Annotated in this window: 23 protein-coding genes; 20 read left to right on the forward strand and 3 right to left on the reverse strand. The window is 60.7% G+C overall.

What is annotated here, in order from left to right:
• Positions 1-15: 15 nt before the first annotated feature.
• On the reverse strand, positions 16-1,536 hold the full coding sequence (locus F7O44_RS28195; protein WP_162453674.1) for an ABC transporter substrate-binding protein: 1,521 nt from the start codon (positions 1,534-1,536) through the stop codon (positions 16-18).
• 333 nt (positions 1,537-1,869) lie between these two features.
• Here F7O44_RS28195 and F7O44_RS28200 point away from each other — a divergent pair, with 333 nt between their 5' ends.
• Complete coding sequence (locus F7O44_RS28200) at positions 1,870-2,556, forward strand: ThuA domain-containing protein (protein WP_162453675.1); 687 nt, start codon at positions 1,870-1,872, stop codon at positions 2,554-2,556.
• Entirely contained in the window at positions 2,541-3,656 is a 1,116-nt protein-coding gene (locus F7O44_RS28205; protein ID WP_222851787.1) for a Gfo/Idh/MocA family protein, read from the forward strand. The genes F7O44_RS28200 and F7O44_RS28205 overlap by 16 nt, the downstream gene beginning before the upstream one ends.
• 161 nt (positions 3,657-3,817) lie before the next feature.
• Here the strand turns inward: F7O44_RS28205 and F7O44_RS28210 are convergent, their stop codons facing one another.
• Positions 3,818-4,930, reverse strand: a complete 1,113-nt coding sequence (locus tag F7O44_RS28210; protein WP_162453676.1) for a helix-turn-helix domain-containing protein — start codon at positions 4,928-4,930, stop codon at positions 3,818-3,820.
• 256 nt (positions 4,931-5,186) lie between these two features.
• On the opposite strand from F7O44_RS28210, the gene F7O44_RS28215 reads away from it, so the two are divergent.
• The 14 genes from F7O44_RS28215 to F7O44_RS28280 all read left to right on the forward strand — a co-directional run bounded on the left by F7O44_RS28215 (position 5,187) and on the right by F7O44_RS28280 (position 21,958).
• Positions 5,187-5,729 carry a carboxymuconolactone decarboxylase family protein gene (locus F7O44_RS28215; protein ID WP_222851788.1) on the forward strand — a complete coding sequence of 181 codons (543 nt, stop codon included), beginning with the start codon at positions 5,187-5,189 and terminating at the stop codon, positions 5,727-5,729.
• Between the two features lie 111 nt (positions 5,730-5,840).
• Entirely contained in the window at positions 5,841-6,389 is a 549-nt protein-coding gene (locus tag F7O44_RS28220; RefSeq protein WP_162453677.1) for a carboxymuconolactone decarboxylase family protein, read from the forward strand.
• A gap of 859 nt (positions 6,390-7,248) precedes the next feature.
• The gene (locus F7O44_RS28225; RefSeq protein ID WP_162453678.1) at positions 7,249-7,392 is read left to right on the forward strand and encodes a hypothetical protein; all 144 of its coding nucleotides are present in this window, start codon (positions 7,249-7,251) and stop codon (positions 7,390-7,392) included.
• On the forward strand, positions 7,389-7,718 hold the full coding sequence (locus F7O44_RS28230) for a winged helix-turn-helix domain-containing protein (RefSeq protein WP_162453679.1): 330 nt from the start codon (positions 7,389-7,391) through the stop codon (positions 7,716-7,718). Before F7O44_RS28225 ends, F7O44_RS28230 begins: the two co-directional genes overlap by 4 nt.
• A 105-nt stretch (positions 7,719-7,823) precedes the next feature.
• Complete coding sequence (locus tag F7O44_RS28235; RefSeq protein ID WP_162453680.1) at positions 7,824-8,150, forward strand: hypothetical protein; 327 nt, start codon at positions 7,824-7,826, stop codon at positions 8,148-8,150.
• A gap of 451 nt (positions 8,151-8,601) precedes the next feature.
• Positions 8,602-11,229, forward strand: coding sequence for an ATP-binding protein (locus tag F7O44_RS28240; RefSeq protein WP_162453681.1), 2,628 nt, complete (start codon positions 8,602-8,604; stop codon positions 11,227-11,229).
• Positions 11,230-11,238: 9 nt separating this feature from the next.
• Positions 11,239-13,476 carry an MFS transporter gene (locus F7O44_RS28245; protein ID WP_162453682.1) on the forward strand — a complete coding sequence of 746 codons (2,238 nt, stop codon included), beginning with the start codon at positions 11,239-11,241 and terminating at the stop codon, positions 13,474-13,476.
• A 42-nt stretch (positions 13,477-13,518) separates the two neighbouring features.
• The gene (locus F7O44_RS28250; RefSeq protein ID WP_162453683.1) at positions 13,519-14,130 is read left to right on the forward strand and encodes a hypothetical protein; all 612 of its coding nucleotides are present in this window, start codon (positions 13,519-13,521) and stop codon (positions 14,128-14,130) included.
• Between the two features lie 4 nt (positions 14,131-14,134).
• Positions 14,135-15,670, forward strand: coding sequence for a M23 family metallopeptidase (locus tag F7O44_RS31425; RefSeq protein WP_162453684.1), 1,536 nt, complete (start codon positions 14,135-14,137; stop codon positions 15,668-15,670).
• A 772-nt stretch (positions 15,671-16,442) separates the two neighbouring features.
• Positions 16,443-18,959, forward strand: a complete 2,517-nt coding sequence (locus F7O44_RS28260) for an ATP-binding protein (RefSeq protein WP_162453685.1) — start codon at positions 16,443-16,445, stop codon at positions 18,957-18,959.
• Between the two features lie 31 nt (positions 18,960-18,990).
• Positions 18,991-20,130 carry a class I SAM-dependent methyltransferase gene (locus F7O44_RS28265; RefSeq protein ID WP_162453686.1) on the forward strand — a complete coding sequence of 380 codons (1,140 nt, stop codon included), beginning with the start codon at positions 18,991-18,993 and terminating at the stop codon, positions 20,128-20,130.
• A gap of 324 nt (positions 20,131-20,454) precedes the next feature.
• Positions 20,455-20,634 carry a hypothetical protein gene (locus tag F7O44_RS28270; protein ID WP_162453687.1) on the forward strand — a complete coding sequence of 60 codons (180 nt, stop codon included), beginning with the start codon at positions 20,455-20,457 and terminating at the stop codon, positions 20,632-20,634.
• Positions 20,634-21,059, forward strand: coding sequence for a PIN domain-containing protein (locus tag F7O44_RS32390; protein ID WP_162453688.1), 426 nt, complete (start codon positions 20,634-20,636; stop codon positions 21,057-21,059). Before F7O44_RS28270 ends, F7O44_RS32390 begins: the two co-directional genes overlap by 1 nt.
• 323 nt (positions 21,060-21,382) lie before the next feature.
• A complete protein-coding gene (locus tag F7O44_RS28280; RefSeq protein WP_162453689.1) occupies positions 21,383-21,958 on the forward strand; it encodes an NUDIX domain-containing protein in 576 nt (191 codons plus the stop codon).
• Here the strand turns inward: F7O44_RS28280 and F7O44_RS28285 are convergent.
• Entirely contained in the window at positions 21,930-22,961 is a 1,032-nt protein-coding gene (locus F7O44_RS28285) for an NsdA family TPR-like regulatory protein (protein ID WP_162453690.1), read from the reverse strand. The genes F7O44_RS28280 and F7O44_RS28285 overlap by 29 nt on opposite strands.
• A 352-nt stretch (positions 22,962-23,313) precedes the next feature.
• Between F7O44_RS28285 and F7O44_RS28290 the strand changes: the two genes are divergently transcribed.
• The 4 genes from F7O44_RS28290 to F7O44_RS28305 all read left to right on the forward strand — a co-directional run bounded on the left by F7O44_RS28290 (position 23,314) and on the right by F7O44_RS28305 (position 25,952).
• A complete protein-coding gene (locus tag F7O44_RS28290; protein WP_162453691.1) occupies positions 23,314-23,754 on the forward strand; it encodes a plasmid replication, integration and excision activator in 441 nt (146 codons plus the stop codon).
• Positions 23,754-24,098 (forward strand): hypothetical protein, encoded by a 345-nt coding sequence (locus F7O44_RS28295; RefSeq protein ID WP_162453692.1) that lies wholly within the window; start codon positions 23,754-23,756, stop codon positions 24,096-24,098. The genes F7O44_RS28290 and F7O44_RS28295 overlap by 1 nt, the downstream gene beginning before the upstream one ends.
• Positions 24,099-24,237: 139 nt before the next feature.
• Positions 24,238-25,671: an FtsK/SpoIIIE domain-containing protein gene (locus tag F7O44_RS32180; RefSeq protein ID WP_222851789.1), complete on the forward strand. Its 1,434-nt coding sequence runs from the start codon at positions 24,238-24,240 to the stop codon at positions 25,669-25,671.
• Positions 25,668-25,952, forward strand: coding sequence for a hypothetical protein (locus tag F7O44_RS28305; RefSeq protein ID WP_162453693.1), 285 nt, complete (start codon positions 25,668-25,670; stop codon positions 25,950-25,952). Before F7O44_RS32180 ends, F7O44_RS28305 begins: the two co-directional genes overlap by 4 nt.
• Positions 25,953-25,955 lie beyond the last annotated feature (3 nt).

The following is a 25,955-nucleotide window of genomic DNA, read 5'->3' on the forward strand; positions in this document are numbered from 1 at the left end:
GTCTGGTCCGCTGACCTAGTTGCTCTCCGCGAACCGTTGCTGAGCACCGTTGACGAGATCGACGTAGGACTGCAGGCCCTGCGCCTCGAGCTCGGCAACGTAAGAATCCCATTCACTCAGCGGTCGCTCTCCGAGGATGAACTGGAGATTGCTCGTGTTCACCGTGTCGTTCAGCGCGGTGAACAACAGCGACGACTGCTCGAGCTCTTCCTCGGTGAGCGGCGCGGGGGGCGGCGGGGGAAGCGGCGTCCGGGTCTCCAGCACTTGTTCGATGTAGTCGACCGTCTGCTGGCTGTCGTATGAGCTGCGCAACTCGAGTGACTCTGTCGACTCGGCGAGGAAGCCGCTGTAGCCGAGGTCCGTGGCGATGTCGATCGAGCCAGACGGGTTGATCTTCCGCGTCGCCCACGTGTAGTCGGGCTCCAGCGTGATATTGCCGTCGGCATCCTTGGTGTACTGCTCACCTTCGACGCCCCACCGGAGGAACTCCCGGGACTCGGGGGAGTAATAGAGCCAGTCGAGGAACTGAATCAGCGCGATGAAATCGGGGCTGTCTTTGGCATCCGCGGTGATCATGAACCCGTGCCAGAACCCGCGTGGCTCGACGACGGCACCGGCGGGCCCGGCCGGAGGCGGCACCTGGACGAGCTCGTAATTGTCTTCGCCGACTGTCTCATCGAGCGCCACTGACCATTCGAGAAGGGTGCCGCTTGCCCCGGAGCCGGCGAATGCCTCACCGTTGGCGATCTTGCGTTCGACACGTTCAACGCCATCGGTGGTCGTGGTGAACGACTCGGGGTCGAGCAGGCCATCGTCGACGAGACCGTGGAAGAACTCGAGCATCTCCCGGTACTCGTCGGACGTGGCGGCGAACTCGTACTGTCCGGCATCGTCGTCCCACTGCACGCCGTTGCCGAAGCCCCACCCTGCCTGTGTGCCGAACGCCCGGGCGGCGTAGTTGAGCAGTGAGCCGCCTTCGAAGCCGTCCTGCAGCGGGTAGGAGTCCGGGTGCGCCTGCTTGATTTCGAGGAACGCCTCGCGGAAGCCCTCCCAGGTGTCCGGAATGTCAAGTCCGAGTTCGTCGAATGTGTCCTTGCGGACCAGGAGGGTGAACATGGGCACCGACACCTCCAGCAGTCCCGGCAGCATGTACAGCTTGCCGTCGTCCTGTCGCAGGGTGTCGAGCAGCTCCTCCAGATCCCAGTCGTCGATGAGCTTGTTGAAGTGCGGCATGTAGTCGAGGTAGTCGCTGACCGGCAGCACGGCGCGCGACGCCGCGAACTGCCGGTCCTCACCGCTGTAGACGAGCGGGATGATCTGCGGAGCGTCGCCGGCGCTGATCAGCAGGCTGCGCTTCTCCACGTGATCGCTGAGTGGGATCACCGTCGTCTCGAGTGTGACGTTGGTACGCTCCTCCAGGACGTCGAAGAACTCCCAGGAGTCCTTGATGGGGAGCTCCGGCCACTCTGTCCACAGGATGGAGAAGTTCAGCGGTTCGGTCGCCGTGAACTGGTCACCAGCTTCATAGCTCTCCATGGCGCCTTGCATGAGGGCCGATGGGTCCGTCTCCTCGCTTGACGACCCTCCTCCGCCATCCCCGGAACAGGCGGCCAATGTGAGCGAGGCCGTGGCGACGAAAGTGGGCAGTACGTACCGAAGTCTCATGTCAATCCCCCTTCTTCGCGGGATTCCAGCACGGTGGGGGTCACCAAGCTGGAAGAGATCGATCTCTTGAAGGCAGGAGGTTACTACCGGGTCTATATGGTTGTCTACCCTAAGTTGTCCGAGGTGACATGCATTTTTTCCGCTAAAATTGCTTCGGGACAAGCTGAGAGAACGATCTCTTCGATCAACGCGAAAGGATGCGCCATGCGGCAGGCCCTCGTGGTCAGAGGCGGCTGGGAAGGGCATTCCCCAACTCAGGCGACGGAGCTTTTCATCCCTTTTCTCGAGGCCAGCGGCTACGCCGTGCGCATCGAAGACTCACCGGAGGTGTATGCCAAGGGTGAGGACCTCGACGTCGACCTGATCGTCCAGTGCTACACGATGGGCAAGGCCTCGCACGAGGCAGTCATGGGCCTGCGGGCGGCCGTCGCCGCTGGTATCGGTCTGACCGGCTGGCACGGCGGGATTGCCGATTCGTTCCGCGAGAGCTCGGACTACCTGCACCTCGTCGGCGGACAGTTCGCGACCCACCCGGGAAAGCATCCCGACGAGGTCCATGGCGATCAGAGCGACTACTACCTGCCCCACACGATCGACGTCCTGCCGGAGGCCGCCGATCATCCGATCGTCGCCGGGCTCGAGTCATTCGAGCTGACCACCGAGCAGTACTGGGTGCTCACGGACTCCCTATGTGACGTGCTCGCGACCACCACACATCCGGCGCCGGACTGGCACCCATGGCACCGTGCCGTGACCTGCCCTGCCGTCTGGACCCGGCATTGGGGTGCTGGGCGAATAGCTGTTGTCACGCCTGGCCACAGTGTGGATGTGCTTCAGCACCCGACGGTACGCACGTTGGTCGAGAGGAGCATGCTGTGGGTGAGCCGTTGAGGATGGGCATCGTTGGATGCGGCAACATCAGCGCGCAGTACCTCAGGACTCTGACCTCGGCCGACGAGACGTCCGTCGTCGCCGTCGCCGATCTCGACGCCGACAAGGCCGCGCACGCCGCCGCGACGTACGGGGCACGGGCCTTCAGTGTGGACGAGATCTTCGGCGTGGACGAGATCGAATGGATCCTCAATCTCACCACACCTGCGGCCCATGAGGACGTCTCACTCGCGGCCATCGGCCAGGGATTGTCTGTGTATAACGAGAAGCCGTTGTGTGCGACCGTCGCCGCGGCGCAACGGGTGCTGGAAGCCGCACACGCGGCCGGCGTCGCGGTCGGTTCCGCGCCGGATACCGTGCTCGGGACCGGGTTGCAGACCGCCCGCGCGACCCTCGCCTCCGGCGCTATCGGCCGGCCGGTATTCGCGACCGCGACCATGGCTGTTCCAGGGCACGAGCTGTGGCACCCCGCACCGGACTTCTATTACGCCCCCGGCGGGGGGCCCTTGCTGGACATGGGGCCGTACTACCTGACGGCCCTCGTCACTCTCCTCGGGCCGGTTGCCGCCGTGTACGGAGCCGCGAGCCGAACTCGGGACGAGCGGATAATCAGCTCCGGCCCCCGTAAGGGGGAGCGGATCGGTGTCGCGGTGGATTCTCACATCACAGCCATCTGTGAGCACGCGTCGGGGGCTCTGACCACATTGATCATGAGTTTCGATGCCGCCGCCAGTCAGGCAGCGCGTATCGAGGTGCACGGCGAGGAAGGATCGATGGCAGTTCCGGATCCGAACGAGTTCCACGGAGCAGTTCAAGTCCACTCAGTCGGCGGCACGTGGGAGATGGTCACTCCCTCGGCCGGGTACACCGGCGCGGGCCGGGGCCTCGGTCTGATCGACATCGCCCGCAGCGCCGACCGGCGCACCGGCCGGGCCAGCGCCGAGCTCGGGTTTCACGTGTTGGACGTGATGTCCAGCATCCTTCGCTCCGCCGATGACGGGCAGCGTCGCATGGTTTCCAGCACATGCACCGTGCCTGACCCCGTCCCGCTGACAGAGCTGTCGTATGCGCGTACTGGCGGCGCCGGTCAACGGGCATGATCACGGCTGCTCACGATGGCCACTCCGGTTACGCCGAGGCGCAGTTGCTGGCAGGGATACCGAAGGACTCGCGCGCAGACCCCGGACGGGGCTGTCTCGTCTCCACCGGGCTACTCGCTACGGGCAACGACCTCGTCCTCTACTGCGGCGACCAGCCCCCACTACGGCGGCATCGTTATTCTGGGCCGCCTGCTCGGCGCCGCTGCCGCCTTCGACAACGCGAACCGGGGCCCGGTGAACCGGTCAGCCGCGGCCTTGGCGCGGCGGAACTCGTCCGGGGTTTGTCCGGTCCAGCGCTGGAATGCCCGCCGAAACGCCCGGGCGTCGGCGTATTCCAGTCGGGCGGCGATCGATTGAACGCTTAACCGGCCGTCATGTAGCAGGCGGACCGCGAGGGTGTGCCTGGCGCGGTCGAGTTCCCTACGCCAACTGGTTTCGCGCTGTTGTAGCTGCCGCTGGAGGGTACGTGGGCTCACCGTCAGGCGATGGGCTACGGCATCGAGGCTAGGCGTGCCCTGGCTCAGTGCAGTCTCGATGGCCAGGTGAAGTTTGTCTTCCCACGATGGCAGGCCTCTCGTGGCTTCGAGGTGCATTGCGGTGTGCCGTCGCAAGATCTGATGGAGCCGTGCATCGGCATTCGGCAGGGGTGCCAAGGCGTCGGCCGCCAGCAGCGTCATCGTGTTCGCACCGGCATCGACCTCAATACGGCTGGTGCCGAAGACGTCGGCCAACTCGCGCCGGGGCACTGACGTCGGATGCGCGAAGGTCAGACGGACCGGAACCAGTGGCGCCGACTGGCCGGCGTTCACCAATCGAAGCAGGGAGCGCATGACGAACTGGTCGATCAATGCGGTGATGTCGTCGGGCAACTCGTCCTGGTACGGCCCGCCACGGTAGTGGATGACGAACTGGCTGCCGTCTTCGTCAATGCGCAGTATGTCGCCGGGGTCGGTGACGACGGGGAACAGTTCACCAGCCGCATGCAGGGACTGGACCACATTCTCGCCGGTCGAGAACAGATAACCCCACGAGTCGAAGTGACCCTTGGGGAAGGAGTCGGCGACCAGCAGGCCTGCCTGACGGTGATCGGTGGCATGAGTAACGAGCTGCCATAGCCGCATGGCGGTTTCGGTCGGGATGCGGACGAGGTCGTCCTGAAGCACATCCGGATCGAGCCCCGGCAGTTGGGCGAATTCGATGGGAGATACTCCGAGCCGACGCAGCGTGTCGATGAGCAGACGCACCACGTGAGGCGGAAAAGTACCGTCAAGCACCTGCACACCTTACTCGGGTGGCGCGAAGAGTCCTCGTGATGTCGCTCACTGTCCCCCGTTAGCACCTGCGGTCTTCTCGGTGGCAGAAGGTGTCCCCCATGGCCGGTTTCGTCCCGGAGGTGACGCGTTGCGTCCCGACGCCGGGCAGTGGTCGCGCCGCACCATGGATGACGTGAGGCCACGGATCACACCTGGTACAGGTGGGCGGCCGCTGGGGCCTCCTCAATCCATTGACTCGAAACGAAAGGTGCGAGCTGTGTCTCGTCTTCCCTTGATTCAGCATGAAAACGCCACCGGTAAGGCTGCAGAGTTGTTGGCCGGGGTCCAGAAGGCGCTGGGCGTCACCCCGAACATGACCAAGGCGATGGCCAACAGCCCGGCTGTGCTCAAGGCCTACCTTGAGTTCTCCGGTGCGCTGAGCGGCGGACAACTGCCTGCCCCGGTCCGGGAGCGCATCGCGATCCTGGTCGCGCAGGAGAACGGGTGTGACTACTGCCTCTCGGCCCACAGCTACATCGGTCTCAACCTGGCTGGTCTGGACCAGGCCGAAGTGGACCAGGCGCGGAAGGGTGAAGCCACCGACCCCGTTGCCGAGGCCACGCTCACGCTGGCGGCGGCGGTCCTGCGATCCCGCGGCGGCATCGACGACGCCGACCTCAAGACGGCCCGCGAGGGTGGCCTGTCCGACGGCGACGTGACCGAGGTAATCGCGCACGTGGCGCTGAATGTGTTCACGAACTATTTCAACAAGGCCGCCGACGTTGACATCGACTGGCCGGTTGTGCGCCACGACCAGTGATCGCGTCACAGGGTGGCTCCGCCGCGACGGAGCGCGGAGCCACCCGATGGCTCGTCGTCATGTTGTCGCCGCTGTGTGGCTATGGAGTCTCGACGAAAGGAGCGCTGAGCGTTGTCCCGACTTCCCCTGATCCAGCCGGAAGATGCTACGGGGCCGGCAGCTGAGCTGCTGGCCGGCGTACGGAATGTCCTGGGTGTCACCCCCAACATGGTCAAGGCGATGGCGAACAGTGCAACGGTGCTGGACGCCTATCTCGAATTCAACGCCGCGCTGGCCGACGGCGTTCTACCTGTCGGCATTCGCGAACGAATCGCCATCCTGGTGGCCCAGGAGAACGAGTGCGACTACTGCCTGTCAGCGCACAGCTTCGCGGCCAGCCGTCAGGCCAAGCTCGACAACGACGAACTGCGGCGAGTGCGGAACGGTACCTCGTCCGACCCCCGATCCGAGGCGATTGTGGGTTTCGCTGCTGCTGTCGTGCGGTGCCGGGGCGACATCACCGAGGAGCAGTTGCGGCAGGCTCGGGCGTCCGGTCTGACCGAGCAGGAGATCGCCGAGGTGGTGGGCCACGTGGCACTGAACGTGTTCAGCAACTATTTCAACAAGGCCGCCGACGTGGAGATCGACGCTGCGTGGCCATCCGTCCGGCACGATCTCTGAGCAGCACACCGAGTCTTAGCGCCGTGACGCCCGTGTGACGCCCGGAACATGGCAAGAGGCCGGTTTCCCAATGAGAAACCGGCCTCTGACCTGCGTCGGGGTGACAGGATTTGAACCTGCGACCTCTTCGTCCCGAACTACCGGCACTGTGGCCAGCGAGGGGCATTTGCGCTGGTGGGTGGCCTTTGACGGTCTTGTTCGGTCGGCTTCAGCTGCTGGCGTTGCTGTACTTCCCTGCTGTACCCGTTCCGGGCGCGCGAGGGGCGGTGATTGACCTTTCGTTGCCTCGCGACACTCGGTGACGCTGGCCGGGGTCTGAGTCCCATCTGAGCGTCGCCCTTCTATCAAATATGGCGGCCCCGCCGGGAGCTGGCACTCCGTGGCGGGGCCTGGACCGAACCTGCGTAGGAGGTTCAGCCGTGGAACAGACCTTATACACAGTCAAGATCATTGGTAACGGTGGGAAGGAGAATACGTATGGGTGTATCGCGACACGAGACGGGAATCGCTGGCTCGTCGATTGCCCCGGCGCAAGTGTCAGCATTCATGCCCGACAGTTGGCCCACGGTGCGAGACTGGTCCGGCACGCCCTGGCGTCGGCGATCGGCATTGAGCACACGCGGATCACTGTCCATGTGCACCCGGTCATCCCTCGCCTTGCGTCTGAGCATCTGGCTCGGGCGCACTGGCTTCGCAGTACGGCAGCGGGGGCTAAGCGGCGATCAGCCGAGGAGTACCGTGCTGCTGCTCGGGTCCTAGCGGATCATCAGCTTTCATTGCGGGACATCGGCACCATCCTGGGCGTCTCGCATCAACGGGTTCACCAGCTGTTGAGGGCAAATACAGGGGCGGGACCAGCATGAACGACGCTGAGATTCGCGCCGCTGTCGATCGGCTCGGCGAGGCTATCACCGAAGTGCGGAACGCCCTGGGCACGCTTGATCGGGAGTTCATCCGGCTCGACGTGATCATGTCCGACCGGACCGGTGGCGAGCAACCATGAACAGCGCCGGTGGCGGATTGGGCGGGTCGTTTAGACGGGATGATGAAGTCCCTGGATACCTGTATCACCAAGTGGCCCAACACATCGAAGCCCGTATCTCGTCCGGCGAGCTTCCCCCCGGTGCGAGACTCCCCGGCGAGCGTGACTTGGCGGAAGAGTACGGGGTCTCCCTCGGCACCGTGCGCCGTGCCAGCCGAGCACTGCGGGAGCGTGGTGTGGTCTCAACGTTGCCAGCCAAAGGCACTTTTGTGACTCCTTTAGGCCAAACTTCGCACTTCTCAAGTGCGCTGCGCGAGTACACCTCTTGCGGCGCAGACGTAACTTAGCGAGACTTTCTAACAACTCAGAGTCACGACGGTGAGACATATCGGGCGTAATGACTCATGGAGGAAGTCCCTAGTTGACTTCGATGGATAGGAGCGGAACCTGACATGTTGAATGACGCGTCGATTCGTAACTTCTTGATCGTGGTGGCGGGGCTGGTTCTGATGGGGGTCGGAATCGCCGTGCTTGCCAGTAGTCGCCGGGCGCAGTTCTCCGAGGTCGCTCGCACGGGCGTCAACGCGCTGGTTGGGGTGATCATCCTGGCAGCGGGTGCAGGTGCGCTGCTCTTGGTGGCCTTTGGCGAGTCTGTACTGGAGACGATCTTTCCGGGCGACACGGTACGTGACACGAATCCGAGCAGTCTTGTTGAGCGTGGTGCTGAGCTGTTGACGTCCTTGCCGCTGGATGTAATGTCTCTGCTGCCCTGGGCGTAAGCGTGCCGCTATGTCGCACAGATGATGGGCCGCGTCGTCTGCGAGCGGTGTGGCTGGGTCCTCGTGGGGCGCGTTTCTGGGTCGAATGGACTTATGTCCAGTGGGCCGTTTTCGCGGGTCTCGCTCTGCTTTTGAGCGCGATGGTGCTGGCCTTGATCTGGCCATTCAACGCGCAGCTCGCGGCGATGGCGTGCGTTCCGTGGGGGACTATGGGCTCCTATGTTCTCACCAAATTGATCATGGAACACGCGGATCACGACCGGCCACTTCGGTACTGGCGCTGGGCGCTTCGGTCTGAGTTCAAACGGTCACGCAGGACTCCCAGGGAACAAGCGGTGCGCGTAGTTGCTCCACCGGTCGTTGACATGTCTCCGGGTGTGCGTGACGCCCTGAGAACGGGCCGACGGTCACGTCCTCGTCCACATCTTGGACTCGTAGTGGAGGATTCGAAATGAGCAAGTTCAGGAATATCGCGGCACGTTTCGTCGGTGGGGAACGGGTCTCGGAGCTGGATCTATCAAGTCGTTTGATTATTGGTCATCTTCAGATTACCGGGACATCGTTGTGGGCCTGGTACCAGCTCGGCTCACAGAAGTGGCAGTTCACGACCACTACTCAGCGAGAGCAATTGTGGGACCAGCTCACTGCTCGTTTGGCGCGGCTGGCAGGGCACGTGATCAAGCTGCGCACGACGACCAAGCCTTACCCCTCCTTTGAGTTCGCGCGCGATCTAGATCACGACACTCCGCATCCCCTGCCGGATGTTCCGAGTGCGCCGACTTGGGACGACTACCTCGAGCGTCAACAGCGACGGCTGCATACACGTTTGCTTGATGAGAAGGTCGTCACGCTTGGCGTACGTGTTGGCCCGGCGCCGAAGCGCGACGTTGTCAATGCGCTCCGGAATCTTCAGACACATCCGGTATCTAGGTCTGAGGTAGGAAAGCTGGTCGATCGGCTCCGTACCTTGGACGACATTGTGGCCGGTAGCGGGTTGAACGGTCGTCCGCTCGATGCCGGCCAGATGGCCTGGCTGATGTATCGGTCCGTGGGCATGGGAATGCCCGTGCCAACACAAGCGGGCATGGCAGGCAAGGTTTGGGAATCAGATGATCTTCTGGCATTCACCGATCCTGTCAACTGGTTCTATCGGCCTTGGTCGCCCACGATTCGTGTGGCCGGGACTATCGCCGGTCGGGAGATCGTCCGTCACGTTGCTGTCCTCACCGTGGGCCGCATGGCAGATAGACGATTTCCAGAGGACGGCGGTCCGCCCTGGATGCTGGAGACAGACCGGCTCGATTTCCCAGTTGAGTGGTCGCTCTCGGGGCTGCTCGTTCCACCCCGTGAACTCACCCGCACCGTGGAGTACGAACGCAACCGTGCCCAGGGTATTGAATCGCACTACGCCGAGCATGCGGAGGAACCACCGCCTGCCGTCGCGCGCGCCATCGAACAGGCGACGCAGACGTACGACGAGGTAACAGAGGGCGACAGCCGCGTTGCCGTTCGCTTCGCTGGTCCGATTCGTCTGGCGGTTCACGCACCATCGCGTGATGAGGCACTGAGTCGCGTTCGCAGAGTGATCGACCAGTACGGGGACCGTCTCCGGATCGAGATTGCACATCCACAGGGTCAGCACGAGTTGCTGCGAGAGTTCATCCCAGGTGAACCGTGGTCTACGACTGGTTACCAGCGCCGGTTTCCTGTGGGGTACCTGGCGGCTGCCATGCCACATGTCTCGTCCAGTCTCGGCACGCCGACCGGTCCGTATCTCGGTTACACCATCGGATCGGCCAGGCGCGCGGTCAGGCATGACGGTCACTATCCGATGGAACATCTGAACGCACCTGGCCTCGTGCCCGTTACCGCCGAGCCTGGCGCCGGAAAGTCTTACCTGCTAGGAACCCTCGCCTACCACGCGGTGCGCCGTGGCCAGCCCACGTGCATTCTTGATCCATCTGGGCCACTTGCGCGCTTATGCGAGTTGTCTGAGCTGTCACCCTTTGCGCGTCAACTTGATCTGACCGAGGCAGACCCTGGGACCTTGGCCCCTTGGCAGCTGATCCCGGAGCCGAGGCGGAACGAGTTTCAGTCCGACAAGGAGTATCAGCGTGCCGTCCGCCGCGCACACGCAGAGCGGCAGCAACTGGGATATGACGTGATGCGGATGATGTTGCCCAACTCGTTGTTGACGAATCACGAGGCAGATACAGCGTTGCATGATGCTATCCGTGTACTCGGGGGCGCGCCGTCAGTGAACCCGAGCAGAGCCATCGAGGTTCTAGATGCCCACGCATCGAACATTTCGAAGGAGCTGGCGCAGCACCTCCGTGACGCCGCGAAATTCCCATTGGGTGAGCTGATATTTCCCGAGCACAGTGAGCCTATCGAGCCCTCGGCTGCTGACGATAAAACCCTCGTTGTAATAACGATGCCCGGCTTGCAGGTGCCCGATCCAGATATGCCGCGCGAGAGATGGTCTACAGAAGAACTGTACGCGGCGCCGTTGATGCATCTCGCTGCGTTCTATACGGCGCGGTTTATCTACGGCCGCCGTCGCGGAATTCGGAAGAACCTATTAATGGATGAGAACCATATAATGGCGCGTTGGGGTTCGGGTCGAGCGTTGTTTGTTCGCCTTGCACGCGACAGCAGAAAGCATGATACTGCTACCTACGCATCAAGCCAGCACCCAATGGATCACCTAGATATCGGGAAAATTGAAGCGTTGATCGGTAGTGCATTTGTTGGAAGGCTCGAAGATGAGGAAGCCGCGACTGCTGCAATGCGCTTGCTGCGAGCGCCAGAGGAATATGCGAATGCTGCAATGTCGCTCTCGCCGAAGATGACAGGAGAGATCGCGTCTGATCGGTCGGGCGAGTTTCTTTATCGTGATGCTTCGGGCCGGATTGAGACGTTTCGTGTGGATGCGCGATGGCATCCAGAGCTGCATGAGGCGTTAATTTCGACGCCTGGCAGGGAGTCCGGACAAGCGCGCGTTCAACCTTTACACCAATCGGTCGGTAGTTCTGCGCCATTCCTAGATCCGGGGTATTTCGATGATGAAGCGGCGTAGGCGGCTATTGTGAGTTTACGTGTCGCGTTCCACCGCGCCGTTCTCGTCGCGATCATGGTTGGCATATCGTTCTTTGGCTTTCTCCCTTCGGCATGGTCGATATGCGAGGGAGATCCACCCGCGCCGAAATCTCCCGATAGCGGCATGCCGGGCTGGTTCGTTGATCCGGTGGACGTAGATGTGTCGTCAATTGGCGACTTGGACGATGCTTGGACTGCGGTCGAGAATCAGCCTGATCCGTTCACCGAGGATGACGTTAGCCTTGTTGATACGTACGGGTATGGTTACCACTGGGGTACGTACGATCTCGGTTGTGGCCCTAATGCCTTGAGAGACCCGGCAGCTATCGCGTTCACGGGTATCGCCAATTTCATATTTGATATGGGCCTGCTGGCAGGCGCGGCGTCGCAGGCAGTCAGTGACGTGATATTCGATTCGCCGCTGTCGTTTTTGAACTCGACGATATCCGTCACGCAAGCGTCTGTACTGGATCAAATATGGACCGTGTGGTTTCCCATAACGATAATAATGGTGGGAATCTACCTGGTCACACGATCTCGCCGTGCCGAGTTCTCTGATACGAGTACGGCGGCCTTGGTTCTGGTCGTGGTCCTCGTTGCATCTGTATACTTTCTGTCGTGGCCTTTGCGCGCGCTTGGGGCGGCGGATGCGGCGATCTCCGAGGGCGTTCAAGCGGTTACTACCACCTTCTCCGAAGAGCGCCTTGAGGAAGACGTCGCCCGGAACATCTATTATCCCGCTTGGCTTCGCGGCCAGCTCGGATCGGACACGTCGGTTGCGGCACAGCGCTACGGGCCTGAGTTGTTCTGGACGCAGCACTATACGTGGACCGAAGTGGCATTGATTCGGCTCATCGAAGATAAGGTCGGAGACGAGGATGACCTCGTTCGGGAACTAGCTGTTGGTGCGATCGCATCGGCCAAGATGGAACGGTATGCGGAGTTGGCCGCTGAGATTCAGGAAGATTACCCAGGTGCATATGACTATCTCAGGGGCAAGGAATCGACGGACCGCATAGGAACGGCGGCCATCCAAACGGTATACTCATTCGCTGCCGCGTTCTTCTACTTGGTCGCCATGGCTTTTCTGCTGCTAGCCATGATGGTAGTGCGGGGATTTATCATCGGATTCCCTATCGCCGGAATCTTAGGAGCGTACCCGCCGGCTCGGGCCGTACTATCAAGGCTCTGGGATATTGTGACAGCCGCAATTTGGAATGTGGTGAAGTTCGCATTCGGTGCGGGATTGTATCTGGTCGTTGGCGGCGCTCTACTTCGTTCAGATATGAATGTGGTGTGGCAAATATTCATACTGATTGTTCTGACCATCGCGTTGATGATGATTTTGCGGCCACTTAGATCTTTGAAGACTATGACGCCCGGTCTAGATCCGAACCGCAGTTACATGATGGCCTTAGCGCGTCGAATGGGGAGCTACCGAAGCGTTCGCCGTGCGACTCGTCAAGGTGTGGAGGAAGCGCGGAACGATAACGAGGTCGCCGACTCCGCTGATGATGACCAGCCCAGCGAGGAACGACCTCGGCGCAGGCAACGGGCAGAGAGCGACGTGCTTGATCCAATTCCCGACAATGCGGGCGCATCGAACGTGCGCTTGGAGCTGGAACCAGCAAGAGCCGATGATCGGAGCCACCCAGAGCAACCTATGCCGCCCATTGGTCCCGGCCCGCATGAGCCTCAGGGAGGTGCCCACACGCCCCCACAGCGACCTGAAGGCGCCCCCGGCGTCCACCAGGCCGCGATACGTCCGGGGGAAGGCGGCCAAGATTTCAAGGGCGGCAACCAAGAGCCAACACCACAAGAGGTTCCGGTTCGGGTGACGTTGGAGCGGAACGAGCCGATGCCAGTCAGGCCGGTGCCCAACGTCGGTTCTGGCGAAGTCGGTCGGCCGGATCAATGGGCAGTAGGAGAAACAAGACCTGATCAGCCACTGGCGCGACAGATTGCCGTCTCGTCGGGCGGTTCACGATCGTTGGCTGACGCTCAGCCATCATCGGCCAATGCAGGTGCCGCCGACCGGGCGGAGGATGCCGCAACAGATTCAACTGGTCGACGCTCCTCACATGTGATTAAGGGCGAGGTAGTCGAACCGGTGTACAGGCGGGGCAATGACACCGTTGCCGAGCCGGCCGAATTGGACGTGGCGGATCCAGTTATCGACGAGAACGGCCAGCAAGTCTATGTGATCTACAAGCGGGAGCAGGTGTAGGAACAGATGCGTGGCCAACGGTCTCGATTCACTGACGGTGCGGTGGAGATCGGTACGGAGAAGGAAAGAGAGCGGAGCGGACGCCAACTTTGGCTGGTCGGCGTGGCGGTAGTTGCGATCATGTTCATGATGACTCTTGTGGTCGCCGCGTTAGTGGGAGGTGGCAATGGCCGGAACGAGACGACCGCTGTGCCGGAGTCATCGCAAGTCGAAGAGGTCGAAGTAGATGGCGTGTCGGAGCCGGGCGAAGTAGATGAATCCGATTTGGAAACGTCGATGCCAACCGCGTCGTCTCAGGGGCGGGGCGACGCTGGTCATGGACAACATGAGCACGAGGCTGACTCGTCGACCGTGCTTGATGCGGCGGTGGCAGCCTCGACATTCGTGGATGCGTGGTTACTGGTAGGGGATTCGGTCGAGCGTACTCGCGCGCTCGAACCCGTCACGGCTCCGCCGTTGTTACGTGCCCTCGCTGATATTGACCTCGGGCGTTTGCCTGACGCGTCCAGAGCTGGGGAGCCTGAGTCGGTGGCGTCGGGTACTTATCAAGTTGCCTTTCACATCGAATTGACCGATGACAGCGTTGTGGAGGTCGTGATGGTTGACGACGGCAACGGCGGATGGCGTGCCACGAATATTCACACGGTGAACTGATTGCATGCATCCGATCGTTGCAAAGGCCGCATTGCGGCTGATGATGAGTCGCCGGAATTGGCGCTCGGTGTTTTTTGTGGTGGCAATAGCTTCAGTGCTGCCGTTGCTGGTCATTGGCGTGCCAATATTCGTGCTCATTGCGATTGTCGCGGCGTCGTCGGGTCCAGGAAACACTGCACCTCCACCTGGATCCGAGTGCGACTTTCCTGAAGTTATGTCAGTCGAGATCGGCGATCTCAGTTCTGAGCAACTCGTCAATGCCAAAACAATCGTTGATGTCGGAATGAAGGTGGATGTTCCTGAATATGGTTGGGTTATTGCTGTTGCCACAGCGCTGCAAGAGTCCTCCCTAAAGAATCTGGAACACGGCGACAGGGACTCACTCGGCCTCTTCCAACAGCGGCCTTCCTCGGGCTGGGGTGCGCCGTCGGAGATTCTAGATCCCGTCTTCGCGTCGGAGGCGTTCTACGGTGGCGCAACCAGTCCACATTGGCGCGCTCCCGCGGACCGGGCCGAACCCCCTGGACTGCAGGACATTGCCGGGTGGGAGGCGATGACAGTCACGCAGGCAGCACAAGCGGTTCAGCGCAGCGCCTTCCCGGATGCGTATGCGCGGTGGGAACCGTTGGCAAGGGCAATTGTCGTCGAGCTGACGGGGCTTGGTGGAGATCAGTGCGGTACCGGGGAGGCAATGACGTGCCCGGCGACCGAGCGTGAGGTTGAACGTGGGCTTACACCCGACGCATTGAGGGTGTTGCGCTGCCTCGTCGATCGATACCCAACGATTCAGGAATATCACGGTGTGGGGAATCGCCCAGAGAATCCTGACAGTGATCACCCGACAGGTCGCGCTGTCGATGCCATGATTCCTGATTGGGACAAAGACGACGGTCGCGAATTTGGGTGGGAAGTCGCCGAATGGCTGCAATCGAATTCTCGGGCGTTAGGCGTTAGGTATATCATCTGGGACTCCCACGTATGGAGCATCGAAGACTCTGGCAATCAATGGCGTGACTACGAGCATCCCAGTGGTGCAACAGATCCGACGAGTCTGCACCTCGATCACATTCACGTCAGTGTTTATGGAGATAGTGCAGGAAGTGATGAGCTGGGCGAGGTCGTGTTACCGATTGAGCGAGGACGATATCGGCTTACGGCTCGATTCGGTGACTGTGGCGAGCTTTGGCAGACATGCCACACCGGCCTAGATTTTGCCGCAGAGATGCACACCTTTGTCAGGGCTGTTGCTGCTGCGGAGGTTGTTTCCGCCGCCGACGCGGGCGCCTACGGCTTCCTCGTCAAACTGCGCCACGACGACGGTACCGAGACCTGGTACGCCCACCTGGTTGATCAGTCTCTTGGCGGTGGTGGGTTGATCAGCGTCAGCCCTGGTCAGATGGTAGGTGCTGGGCAAGTGATCGGGGAGGTTGGAATGACTGGTAACACCACAGGTCCACATCTCCATTTCGAGGTCAGGCCGGGCGGCGGGGCACCGGTTGATCCAGAGGGATGGCTGTCAGCTCGGGGCGTTGATCCGTGATGCGAGAGTCAACAGGAGATACTAGTCCCGTGGTTGAGGACGGTGAATCGGTAGAGATGCGGCGGCGGTCGTATGGCCCTCCGCCGAATCCTCGTCCGCCACGGCATGTGTTGGACGTGCCGTCAGTGGAGGGCTGCCGGATTATTCTTATGACGCCAGACGGTCCCGTGTACGACTACCGGGCGGCGTCTGAGGTGACCATTGACGAAAGTGGCTCGTGGATTCGCGTCGTGCCTGAATGGCGGTGGTATGCATGGCACGAGATGGACGCCGAGTCTCGCCCCTCCTCGTGTCCGCGAGCACGTGCGTGGTCAACTACCAACGTGTGGGTGGAGTGACATCGGAACTTCGGTTGTGGTCCTCGTGCCCATTCTGAGGCGTTCCCCTCATAGCCGCCATCCGTAGGCCGAAGCGGAGTAGGTCAAGGGTGATCGGAGATCATCACGAAGTGACGCGAGCCTGCGAGCGCCCTTGACGTACGTAGTGGAGGCCGCAGAATGGCCGTGATGAGGGGAACGTGGCTGCGCGCCCGGTTCAGCACAGCAGACCAAAGTTCTGTGACAGTCGGGTCGTAACCTAGAGACACAAACTTCCAAGTGCCCCCGCCAGGTCGTATCCCGTCAGCGTCCGGACTCTGGCGGTTGAGGCCAGCAGCCATACGCCGGCTGCGCAGCACCACACTGGCTAGATAACGAGACTTGGCCGTGCGGGCCGCCGCCCACTTGACGTCCGGCTATGATCAGCTATGGCCACAGCGAGGTTAGGCGAGGTTATGAGTGAGAGTAAGGAGTCACCCGGCAGCGCGCTTGAACGTGAACTATTGGACGACTCCGGTTCGTCCGAAGAGTTACCAGTTCAGATAAGCTTTGAGATAATTAGACTCTTTTCCGAAGGTCTATACCAAAGTCCACATAAGGCGATAGAAGAGCTCGTATCCAACAGTTATGATGCAGGCGCAAGGAATGTTCATGTTCTCATTCCTCGATCTGGTAGCGATTCGCCGGAACTTCAGGATTCGCTTTGGGTGATTGATGATGGCACCGGTATGGATGCCAGCGGATTCAAACAACTTTGGTTAGTAGCTGAGTCGTCGAAGAATGATCAGCCGGCACTCTCAGGCAGAAGCCCTATCGGCCAATTCGGCATCGGTAAGCTTGCAGCGTACGTCCTGGCATGGAGGCTTACGCATATTAGCAAGAAGGATGGCCGTTACTACCTCGCCACGATGGACTTCAGGCAAGTGCGAGGGCGTCGGCAGAACGACCCTGCCGCACCGCCGGTGACAGTTCCGCTACAGGAAGTGAACGAAGAGCGTGCACAATCGCTACTCGCGGAAATTGAAAACCGTGACGGCGCTGCGTGGCAGTTGTTGTTCGGAGACGAGTCGTCTGAGAGCTGGACCGCCGCGGCACTCACTGATTTTAAGGATCTGTTTTCAAAATTTCGTCCTGGCGTCCTGAGTTGGGTGCTTCGGACCGGATTGCCTTTGGTGAGTGATTTCACGATCTTTCTTGATGGCGCCGCCCTAGAGTCTGCCAAGGAGGAAGGGAATCTGCTTCTAGCACTTCCAGTAGGCGGCAAAGAAGACGAGCAAGCCGAAAAGCTCGAATTTACGATTACGGAAACTGGCGTGCAGATCCCGGGCATCGAGGGGGAGGTGCAGGGGACAGCAAAACTTTATGAGACTCCTCTCTCTAGAGGGAAATCGTTGCAGTATGGCCGAAGTCATGGGTTCTTTGTCCGTGTCCGTGGACGGGTCATCAACTTAGAAGATGAATTATTCGGCATCGAGGCGTTGAACCACGCAGCCTGGTCGAGATTTGTATTCGAGGTCAATGTAGATGGCCTGAGGGAATTCTTGTTGTCGTCCCGCGAAGGTGTACGTGAATCTGAGCCTATCTACCTTTTGAAGGAGTATCTGCGCGCGAAATTCAATGCTTGTCGGGCGTACTACGAAAAGCAAAAGAGGCAGGAGCTAGTCGGGCTAGATATAAAGCTCTTGCTTCAGGACGCCTCGGCGAGCGTGTTAGCGGAGCCGCTAATCGAAGCTGTACGTCAGTCACTCACTGCGAGCAAACAGCCGTCTCATTACATTACATCGCCCACCGATATCCCAGAGCATCAGCGCGAATCCTGGCTGACAGAGTTCGAGAAAGAGCTAGCTAAAGGGCCTTTTGACGAACTTGAATTTCAGAATGTTGGGCCTTATGATCGTCTGGCGGAATATAACGCGGCTGACCGAAAGCTTATCGTGAACGAGGAGCATCCCTTTGTTGCGAAGGTTATTAGTCATTCGAAGAATATGACACCGGCAACTCTCTTCGCCACTTCGGAGATAATCACTGATGCCTTGATTCGAGAGGCGGGCATCGACCCGATCATTTCTCTAGAGCTTTTCTCGCTCCGGGACCGTGCGCTGCGACAAATTGCTGGTGACCAAGGGCCAGACCCGGCTACAGTACTGCGGCACTTGTCAATTGCCGATCAGGACAAGGATGCCCTTGAACGCGCTGTGGGTGAAGCATTCATTACATTGGGATTCCGATATGATCGTCGTGGTGGAAACCGAGGTGGGCCGGATGGCGTTCTGGATGCTCGCCTTGGATTCGGTGATCGTCAGGTTGAGGATTTCCGAGTTGTTTACGATGCTAAAACGACTGCGAGCTCAAGCATCTCTGTAGGGCACTTAGACTTCGGGGCCCTTTGGGACTTTAAGCTCAGTGAGGATGCTGATCACGGGTTTATCATCGGTAAAGCTTTTCAAGGTCAAGATGATCCTGAATCGGCGGTTAATCGCCGCACTTCTCAAGGTCGAGGGGATCGACCTATGACGGTGATGACAACAGCGCAACTAAAGAGACTTGTGGAACTGCATTATCAATTCGGCGTAACGCTCATACAGATACGCAAGTTCTTTGTGGAAGCGTTAACGTTTGCTGAAGTAACCGAGTTTTTGGATAGCTTGGAAGCTGAGCTGAGCACTGAGCAGCCCCCTGTCCCACTTCGGCGGCTGCTACATGGACTTGAGAGGGAAAAGGATGACCCCTTGAGCAGGCCGAATATTATCGCTGTTCGAGCTCAAGATCAGACATTGAAGGCATACGAGGTGGAACGTTTAGCTGCTGCTCTTCGTGCCGTCCAGACAATCGTAGGATCGCGTTGGATAGAAGTGAACGAAGCCAACAACGATGTTCGTATGGGTCATACAGCTGATCAGATTCTGGCGGAGCTCGACAGGCGGTCTCAGAAGGAACTTGGTCTGACGGCCCGAACTGGCGAGGGGCCCTAGGGTGCGTGCGCCACACCCATTTCCCGCGCGAATGGCGCCGGAACTCGCCCTTTCCAGCGTATCCCGGGCCGATGGTGAGCCGATACTCGATCCAATGTGCGGTTCTGGCATGGTGCTTAAGGCCGCGCTTCAGGCGGGGAAACAAGCGATCGGTTTCGATCTAGACCCGCTTGCTGTGCTTATGAGCCGTGTGTGGACGACAGCAGCTCCAGATGACCTTGAAGGATGCGCCGCGTCGGTCATAGCGAGGGCTAATACAATATCGGTTCCGGACTTGCCCTGGATCGACTTCGATCACGAGACGGCTGAATTTGTAGACTTCTGGTTCGGGAAGACTCAGCAGCATGATCTTCGAAAGATTGCTGCTGTTTTGTGGGAACTTGATGACTCGGCTGAACATAATGCGCTGAGGCTGGCACTGAGTCGTACGATCATCACTAAAGATCGGGGCGCCTCGCTCGCGAGTGACGTCTCCCATAGCAGGCCTCATCGTACGCGAACTACCAACGACTACGATGTGATATCGGGCTTCAAGCTTGCTGCCCGAAATGTAGGGCGTATACTCGCCGTTTCGTCGACATCGGGTGCTGCGAGTGTAAGTCTTGGTGATGCAAGAGATCTAAAAGGGCTGCCGGACAATTCCGCCGGCATGATTGTTACTTCACCGCCTTATCTGAATGCAATAGATTACCTGCGAGGGCATCGGCTAGCATTGGTTTGGTTGGGCTATCGGGTTGGCGATTTGCGCGCAGTGCGGTCTTCGAGCATTGGGGCCGAGCGTGGTTTAAGTGAGGAGTCGATTGAAGCTGAGTTGCGCGATATAATAAGAGAGTTGTCGATTGATGAGTATGACCGCCAACTTGGTCGGATGCTAGTACGGTATTTCTTCGACTTGGATCGCATGATGGCTGAGGCAAGTCGAGTGCTGAAGCATGGCTCAGATGCTGTCTTCGTGGTTGGAAATTCCACCATTAGGTCTCAGTTCGTTGACAACGCAACGCTTACCGCGCGCGCGGCTGAGCGGCACGGCTTACGGCTTGTCGATCGGTCGGAGCGCGAGCTGCCTGCCAACCGCCGGTATCTGCCGCCACCTCGGATCAACGCGAGTGATCAGCTATCGCGGCGGATGAGGACCGAAGTGATACTGAGACTTAGCAAGTCTGCCGCGTGAGAGGGACGACGGGCCTGTGTGCGGGCGGTTGCTGGCGTGGTATGTGTTCTGGTCTGCGCGTGTGGGGACGCTGCCCCGGAGGGACCGGCCGCCAGGCCGCATGCCCGAAGGGCAGCGTCCCCACACGCGCAGACCAGGGCAGCTAGCTGATCTTGATCTAGTAGAGGTCAACTCGGCAACCACGCCCGTTGATGCTCCGGCGTTGTTGAGCCGTGGGCGTCGTCGTGGGGGACAGAGGGTTGCCGCCTGACCGATGCGCTCGCGGTACCTGCAACTAAGAGCGAATGTCGGTTAGTCTTGAGGCACGGTGAGGAGGTGATCGCGATGTCTGAACCAGCAGTCGCGCCTGATGCGCTTGACGAGGCTAGCGCCTCGTTCTGGGGTAAGCCTGATCTGGACGAGGTGATGGCTGGTGCTGAGCCTCTCCGGGAAGATGAATCGTTCGAGATCGCTGACCTCACTGATGACGAGTGGGATGTGTTTATTCGAGCGATCCACGAGTGATGGCCGCAACCGTACTCCTCGATACGAATGTCTTCACTGCCTGGCTAAGACCACGGTCGCCCCTCGTCAAGCTGTATGGCAGGCATGTCTATGGGAATCGGCTTGCAGTTGCTCAGCAGACTGTCGCCGAAGCTCGGTATGGAGCGGTAGTCGCTGGATGGGGTGACAAGCGCCTTGAACAGCTTGAACGCCTAATCCGCCGTAGTCGGCCGCTGCCTGTTGATGACGAGACGGTGTGGTCGTATGCCAGGTTGCGGGCAGAATGCCGCCGTCTTGGCCACCCTCTGCATCAGAAAGAGCACTTGGGTGATCTATGGATCGCTGCTACCGCGATGCGTTGGCAGATCCCGCTAGTCGCTCACGATGCCGTGTTTCTTGGCTGTCCGAGCATTGAGCTTCGCACGGAGTTGGAGCGTGACGGCTAGCGCGATGCCTCACCGGCGGTCGTCTCGGGTCTGATGGTGGAGAATGGCGGGGTGACGACGCCGGATCTTGACGCGGAGTGGTGGACCACTTCTGACGTGGCAGCCTATCTCGGCGTCCGAGTTGGCACGGTGAGTTCGTACCGGCAACGGGGCCAGATGCCCGAACCAGATCTGACTGTCGGGCGGACACACATGTGGCGTCCTTCGCGGATCGTGGAATGGCACGGATCGAGGCCGCGTCCAGGTGTCGGGGGTCGGCCGGTGCATGATCGGAGTTCGGCCGGCGAGTCTGAATAGTCGGTGGTGTTGGGTACTGTCGGGGCGTGGACGCACAGCAAGGTGAGACAAGTACCCGGTGGATCACGCATGGTGAGCGGACCCTGTACGAGAGCAAGTGGGTGCGCCTCGGTCTGGTAGATGTTGAGCTGCCGGATGGTGAGCGCTTCGAGCATCACAAGGTGTGGCTGCCATCTGCGGCCATGGTCGTGCTCCTGGACGACGCCCAAGAACATGCTCTTATGCTGTGGCGGCACCGGTTCATCTCCGACGTTTGGAACTGGGAGCTGCCTGGCGGCCTGGTGGACGAAGGCGAGTCTCCCTCGCAGACTGCTGCGCGAGAGCTTGAGGAAGAGACGGGATACCAGGCGCGCACATTAGAACATCTTGTGACGTTCGAACCAATGATCGGCACAGTGACGTGCCCTCACCATGTCTTCCTTGCCCGTCACGGCGAGCCTACTGGTGCGCCCACGGAGACCACAGAGATGCAAAGGATGGAATGGGTTCGGCTGCAGCAGATCCCGGAACTCATCCGTGTGGGCGAAGTGAAGAACTCCGGGACCCTGGTCGCGTTGCTTCACGTGCTGGCGATCAAGGGCACCGATGGGTGTTCCCGCTAGCTATCAAGGTTGTGATCCGGCGGTGCTGCCTTGCTGAACCGGTGCGTGCCGCCAACTGTTCGGCCGTCTGAGCTTCAGCCCTGGCCTCCTGGTGGTCTCCACGTACCGAGTGAGTCAGGGCGAGGTCGCAATGCAAGGCTGCAGCAGCGCGTGTGAACGAGGGATCGAGATCAGCCAGCGCGCTCCTCAGATCATGGACGGCTTCGGCGGAGCCGAGCCGAGCGAGGCAATGACCGCGCCAGCGCATCAAATGAACCTCGTCAAGCACGACGAACGGCAGTTCCGGATCGACCGGATCAGATGGCAGCACGTCGGCCGCGCGGTCGATCGCCTGCCGGGTTTGCTGTTCCTCGCCGCGAGCAGCAGCGGCCTCTGCCTGGACGGCTGAAAGCCACGACCACAGCAAGTTGGGCACCTTACCTCGCGCGGCGGTTAACGCCTGGGTAACGAGCGGCAGGGCGTGCTCGTGTTGTTCGGCGTCAAGTAGTGCGTATGCCTGCTGGGCGGTTACGTGGGCAAGGATGACAACATTGCCGGACTCGTATGCCGCAGCTTTGGCGGTCTCATGATGTCTCCATGCCCCGGCCGGGTCTCCCAGATCGAGAGCCTGCCAACCCGCAAGCGCTGCGGCCTCGGCGATCGCGGCCCCCAGAGCGGAGCGGTGTCCGCCCGGCAGGGAGTACCGCAGCAGTTCGGTCATCTGCACGATATGAGCTTCCGTCTGCGCAAGGAGGCGAGCGGCGCCGAGCTGGCGGTCTAGCAATCGGAGAGATTGAGTTTGGCTCTCGAACAACTCGATGAGCTGTCCATCAACGACAACCGACGCCTTCAGGCGGTCCGCCAGTTCAGCGGCTCCGTTCTGAGTAGCGGGAGCATCGTCGTCGCCGAGTTGATCAGAGCCGACCGGCGAGCTGGCTGTGAACGGTACGCCGAACACTGCTGTGAACAACTCCGCGTACATCTCGGAGAGCCCTCGTCTGCCGTTTGCCCATTCGCGGATCATGCGCGTCAGACTCTCGTCGCTCGGTAACGAAGCCTTCCGGTCCCGTCCGGCCTTCCGAAGCTCGTGAATCAGACGGGCGCGTGACCAGCCACGTTGCGCAGCCAGCGGGTTAATCGCCGTTCCGTCCATCACAGTCAGCTCACCGGTCCCATGTAGCTAACGCGTGTTCCTGAGTCCCCTGGAGTCCTCCCGAGTCCTCTGTCATCGACCATTCTGCCTGTTTGACACTCGTCACATGAAGCAGACGACGAATTGAAGAGTCATTGGTCAATGAGAGCAAACGACCCTTGACAAGTACTGACTGAGTCAGTACTTTGTATTCAAGTTCCACCATCGAAACAGGAGGTCAGCAATGGCGATCAACGGTCCGATCCCAGTGGATTTCGGGGCAGTGTTTCCCCATGGGGCGTACGTGATCGGTGAGGTGGTGCCGGAAGTGGATTTCGACTCATCGACCAAGGAGAACCGGGTGCAGAAGCGGGATAAGACGTCGGGTCTTCCCGTATGGCAGGTGCCGGTGATGGACGCCGATCCAGACGCTCGTAAAGGGCAGCGTGAGGTCACGGTCAAGGTGATCGCGGACGTGCAGCCGGTTCCGCCGGAAACAGTTGCGAGTTTGCCGTTCAGGCCGGTGGAGTTCACCGACATGACCGTGACACCTTACGTAGACACAAACGGCGCGCGTCCTCGTCAGGCGTTCTCGTTGCGGGCGTCGGGTCTGCGCAAGCCGTCCGGCGGGAAGATGGCAACGGGACCTGCCGGTAAGGATCAGGCTGCGAAGGATGCCGCCTGATGGCGACACCAGAGCGAGCCGGTGAACCCCGCCCGGACGTGGTCACGGCTGCGTGGAGTGTGTTGGCCACGCACGACGAACTCGCACGTGTGCGCGCTGAGCTCAGGAAGGTGCGCCACGGAGATTGGGCATCGTTCGCGCGGTGGCGGGAGCGTGGCTATGTTCCGGCGGTAGCCTGCTGGGCATCGGCCGTGGCGACGCTGGTTGCTCTGATCGGCCCCGTCCGCGTTGACCCGGTGACGCTGGCTGAACGTCTCGTGGCGGCGGACATCGCGGCCTCCTTGGCCGCCGTCGTTTCCGAGTCCGAGCCTGTCATGAGCGTCACGGACGCTGCCTCCCTATAAGACCGGCGCGGGAACAGGACCGGCCTGCAAACCTTCTGTTCCCGCGCCTTCCAAACCCCACCAGCTAAGGGAAGGGACTTGGCATGTCCAAGCGTACGAGCGCACTCACACCACGTCATCGGCGGTGGTCGTGGTGGGCGTGAACTTCGCATCTGATCAGTCGAATGGTGATGCATACGAGCTACCGGAGCGCACTGACCCGGAAGAGCCGCTAGCCAATTCGCTGTTCGTCGGATTGATCTTGCTGCTGTTGGTAGTGCCGTGGTACGCGATTCGGCATCCGATCATCTCGGTGCTTGTGGGCGGGTCGGCGTGGATCGCCCTGCTTCACGGGCCGTTCGGGCTGGCTGTCGCATATGTCGCCGTGGCCTCAGTTCTCGTCATCTGGCGGCTAGTGCACAAGCCCTCATTTGTCCGTTTCGTATCTCGCCCGGTGCGGTCGAAGTGGCGTGGGGCGTGGGTGTATCGGCGGCGCTGGACGTCGGCTATGCACATGTGTGGCTTGAGCAAGGGCTTCGGAGCGAAACGCTATGTTCCGCATGTTGTGCGGGTTCGCTCGGATGAGTTCGGCGACCGGGTTCGGATCAAGCTTCTGATGGGCCAGTCGGCCGATGACTTCGAGGCCAAGACCGAAGCGCTCGCCTCTACTTTCGGTGCCACCGGCTGCCGGGTGGAGACGGGCAAACCCGGCGTGATCTGGCTGCACTTCAAACACCGCGACGCGCTGATGGTTCCGCTGCCTGCACCAAAGGTGGGCAGCGTGGTGAACCTCGGAGCGCTGTCGGTCGGGCGATGTGAGGATGGGCAGCCGTGGCGGCTGCAACTGCTCGGCACTCACGTCCTAGTCGCTGGGGCCACCAATTCAGGGAAGGGATCAGTGATCTGGTCCACGCTTCGCGCCCTGGCTCCAGGGGTGCGCGCCGGTTTGGTGGACGTGTGGGCCGTCGATCCGAAGGGCGGGGTCGAACTCGCGTCTGGCGCACCGATGTTCGCTCGGTTCGCCTACGAGCCCGAAGACATGGTGGCACTCGTCGAGGACGCCGCTGCGCTCATTCGGAACCGGGCGGCCACGATGCGTGGTCACACTCGGCTCCATACCCCCACCACGAGTGAACCGTTCGTGCTGCTCGTGGTCGACGAGTTGGCGTTCCTGACGGCGTACATGCCCGACCGTGCTCTGAGCAAGCGGCTAAATGCCGCGCTGTCCGTGGTGCTGTCGCAGGGCCGTGCGGTCGGGGTTTCAGTGATGGCAGCCGTGCAGGATCCACGCAAGGAGATCATCAATATGCGTGATCTGTTCCCCACTCGCATCGGGTTGCGGCTGACCGAATCAGACCAGGTGGACATGGTCCTCGGCGACGGTGCACGTAAACGTGGCGCGCGGTGTGACCAGATCCCCGAATCCACGCCCGGCATCGGCTACGTACTTCTGGAGGGGCAACGCGAACCCACACGCGTGCGCGCCGCCTACGTGTCCGACTACGACATCTCCGCCATGACGGCCACCTATCAAGCCGCACGGACCGACCATGCGCTGTCTGTTCCTGTCGTCGCTGGGGAGGTCGTGGGATGAGCATCGAGATCACTAACGAGCGCATGAGCAGCGACACGACTAAGCACCATGCCTGGCGAACTGACCCGGACGGTGGTCTGTGGGAGGTGTCCTGGTTACCCACAAGGCGGCTGGACCGCAACGCCGCGGTTACGGCGATGGTGCTCGCGGAAACCGTCGCCATCACGACCGCAGGTGGTGGTGGGCTCTGCCACGACGATCCGGTGTGGGCGTTCATCGACGCCTGGGCCAGCGAACTCGGGCTCACCGGGGCCGTAGCCGTCGCGTCCCTAGGAGCATGACCG

It is taken from the genome of Phytoactinopolyspora mesophila (assembly GCF_010122465.1).
GTDB classification, from domain to species: domain Bacteria; phylum Actinomycetota; class Actinomycetes; order Jiangellales; family Jiangellaceae; genus Phytoactinopolyspora; species Phytoactinopolyspora mesophila.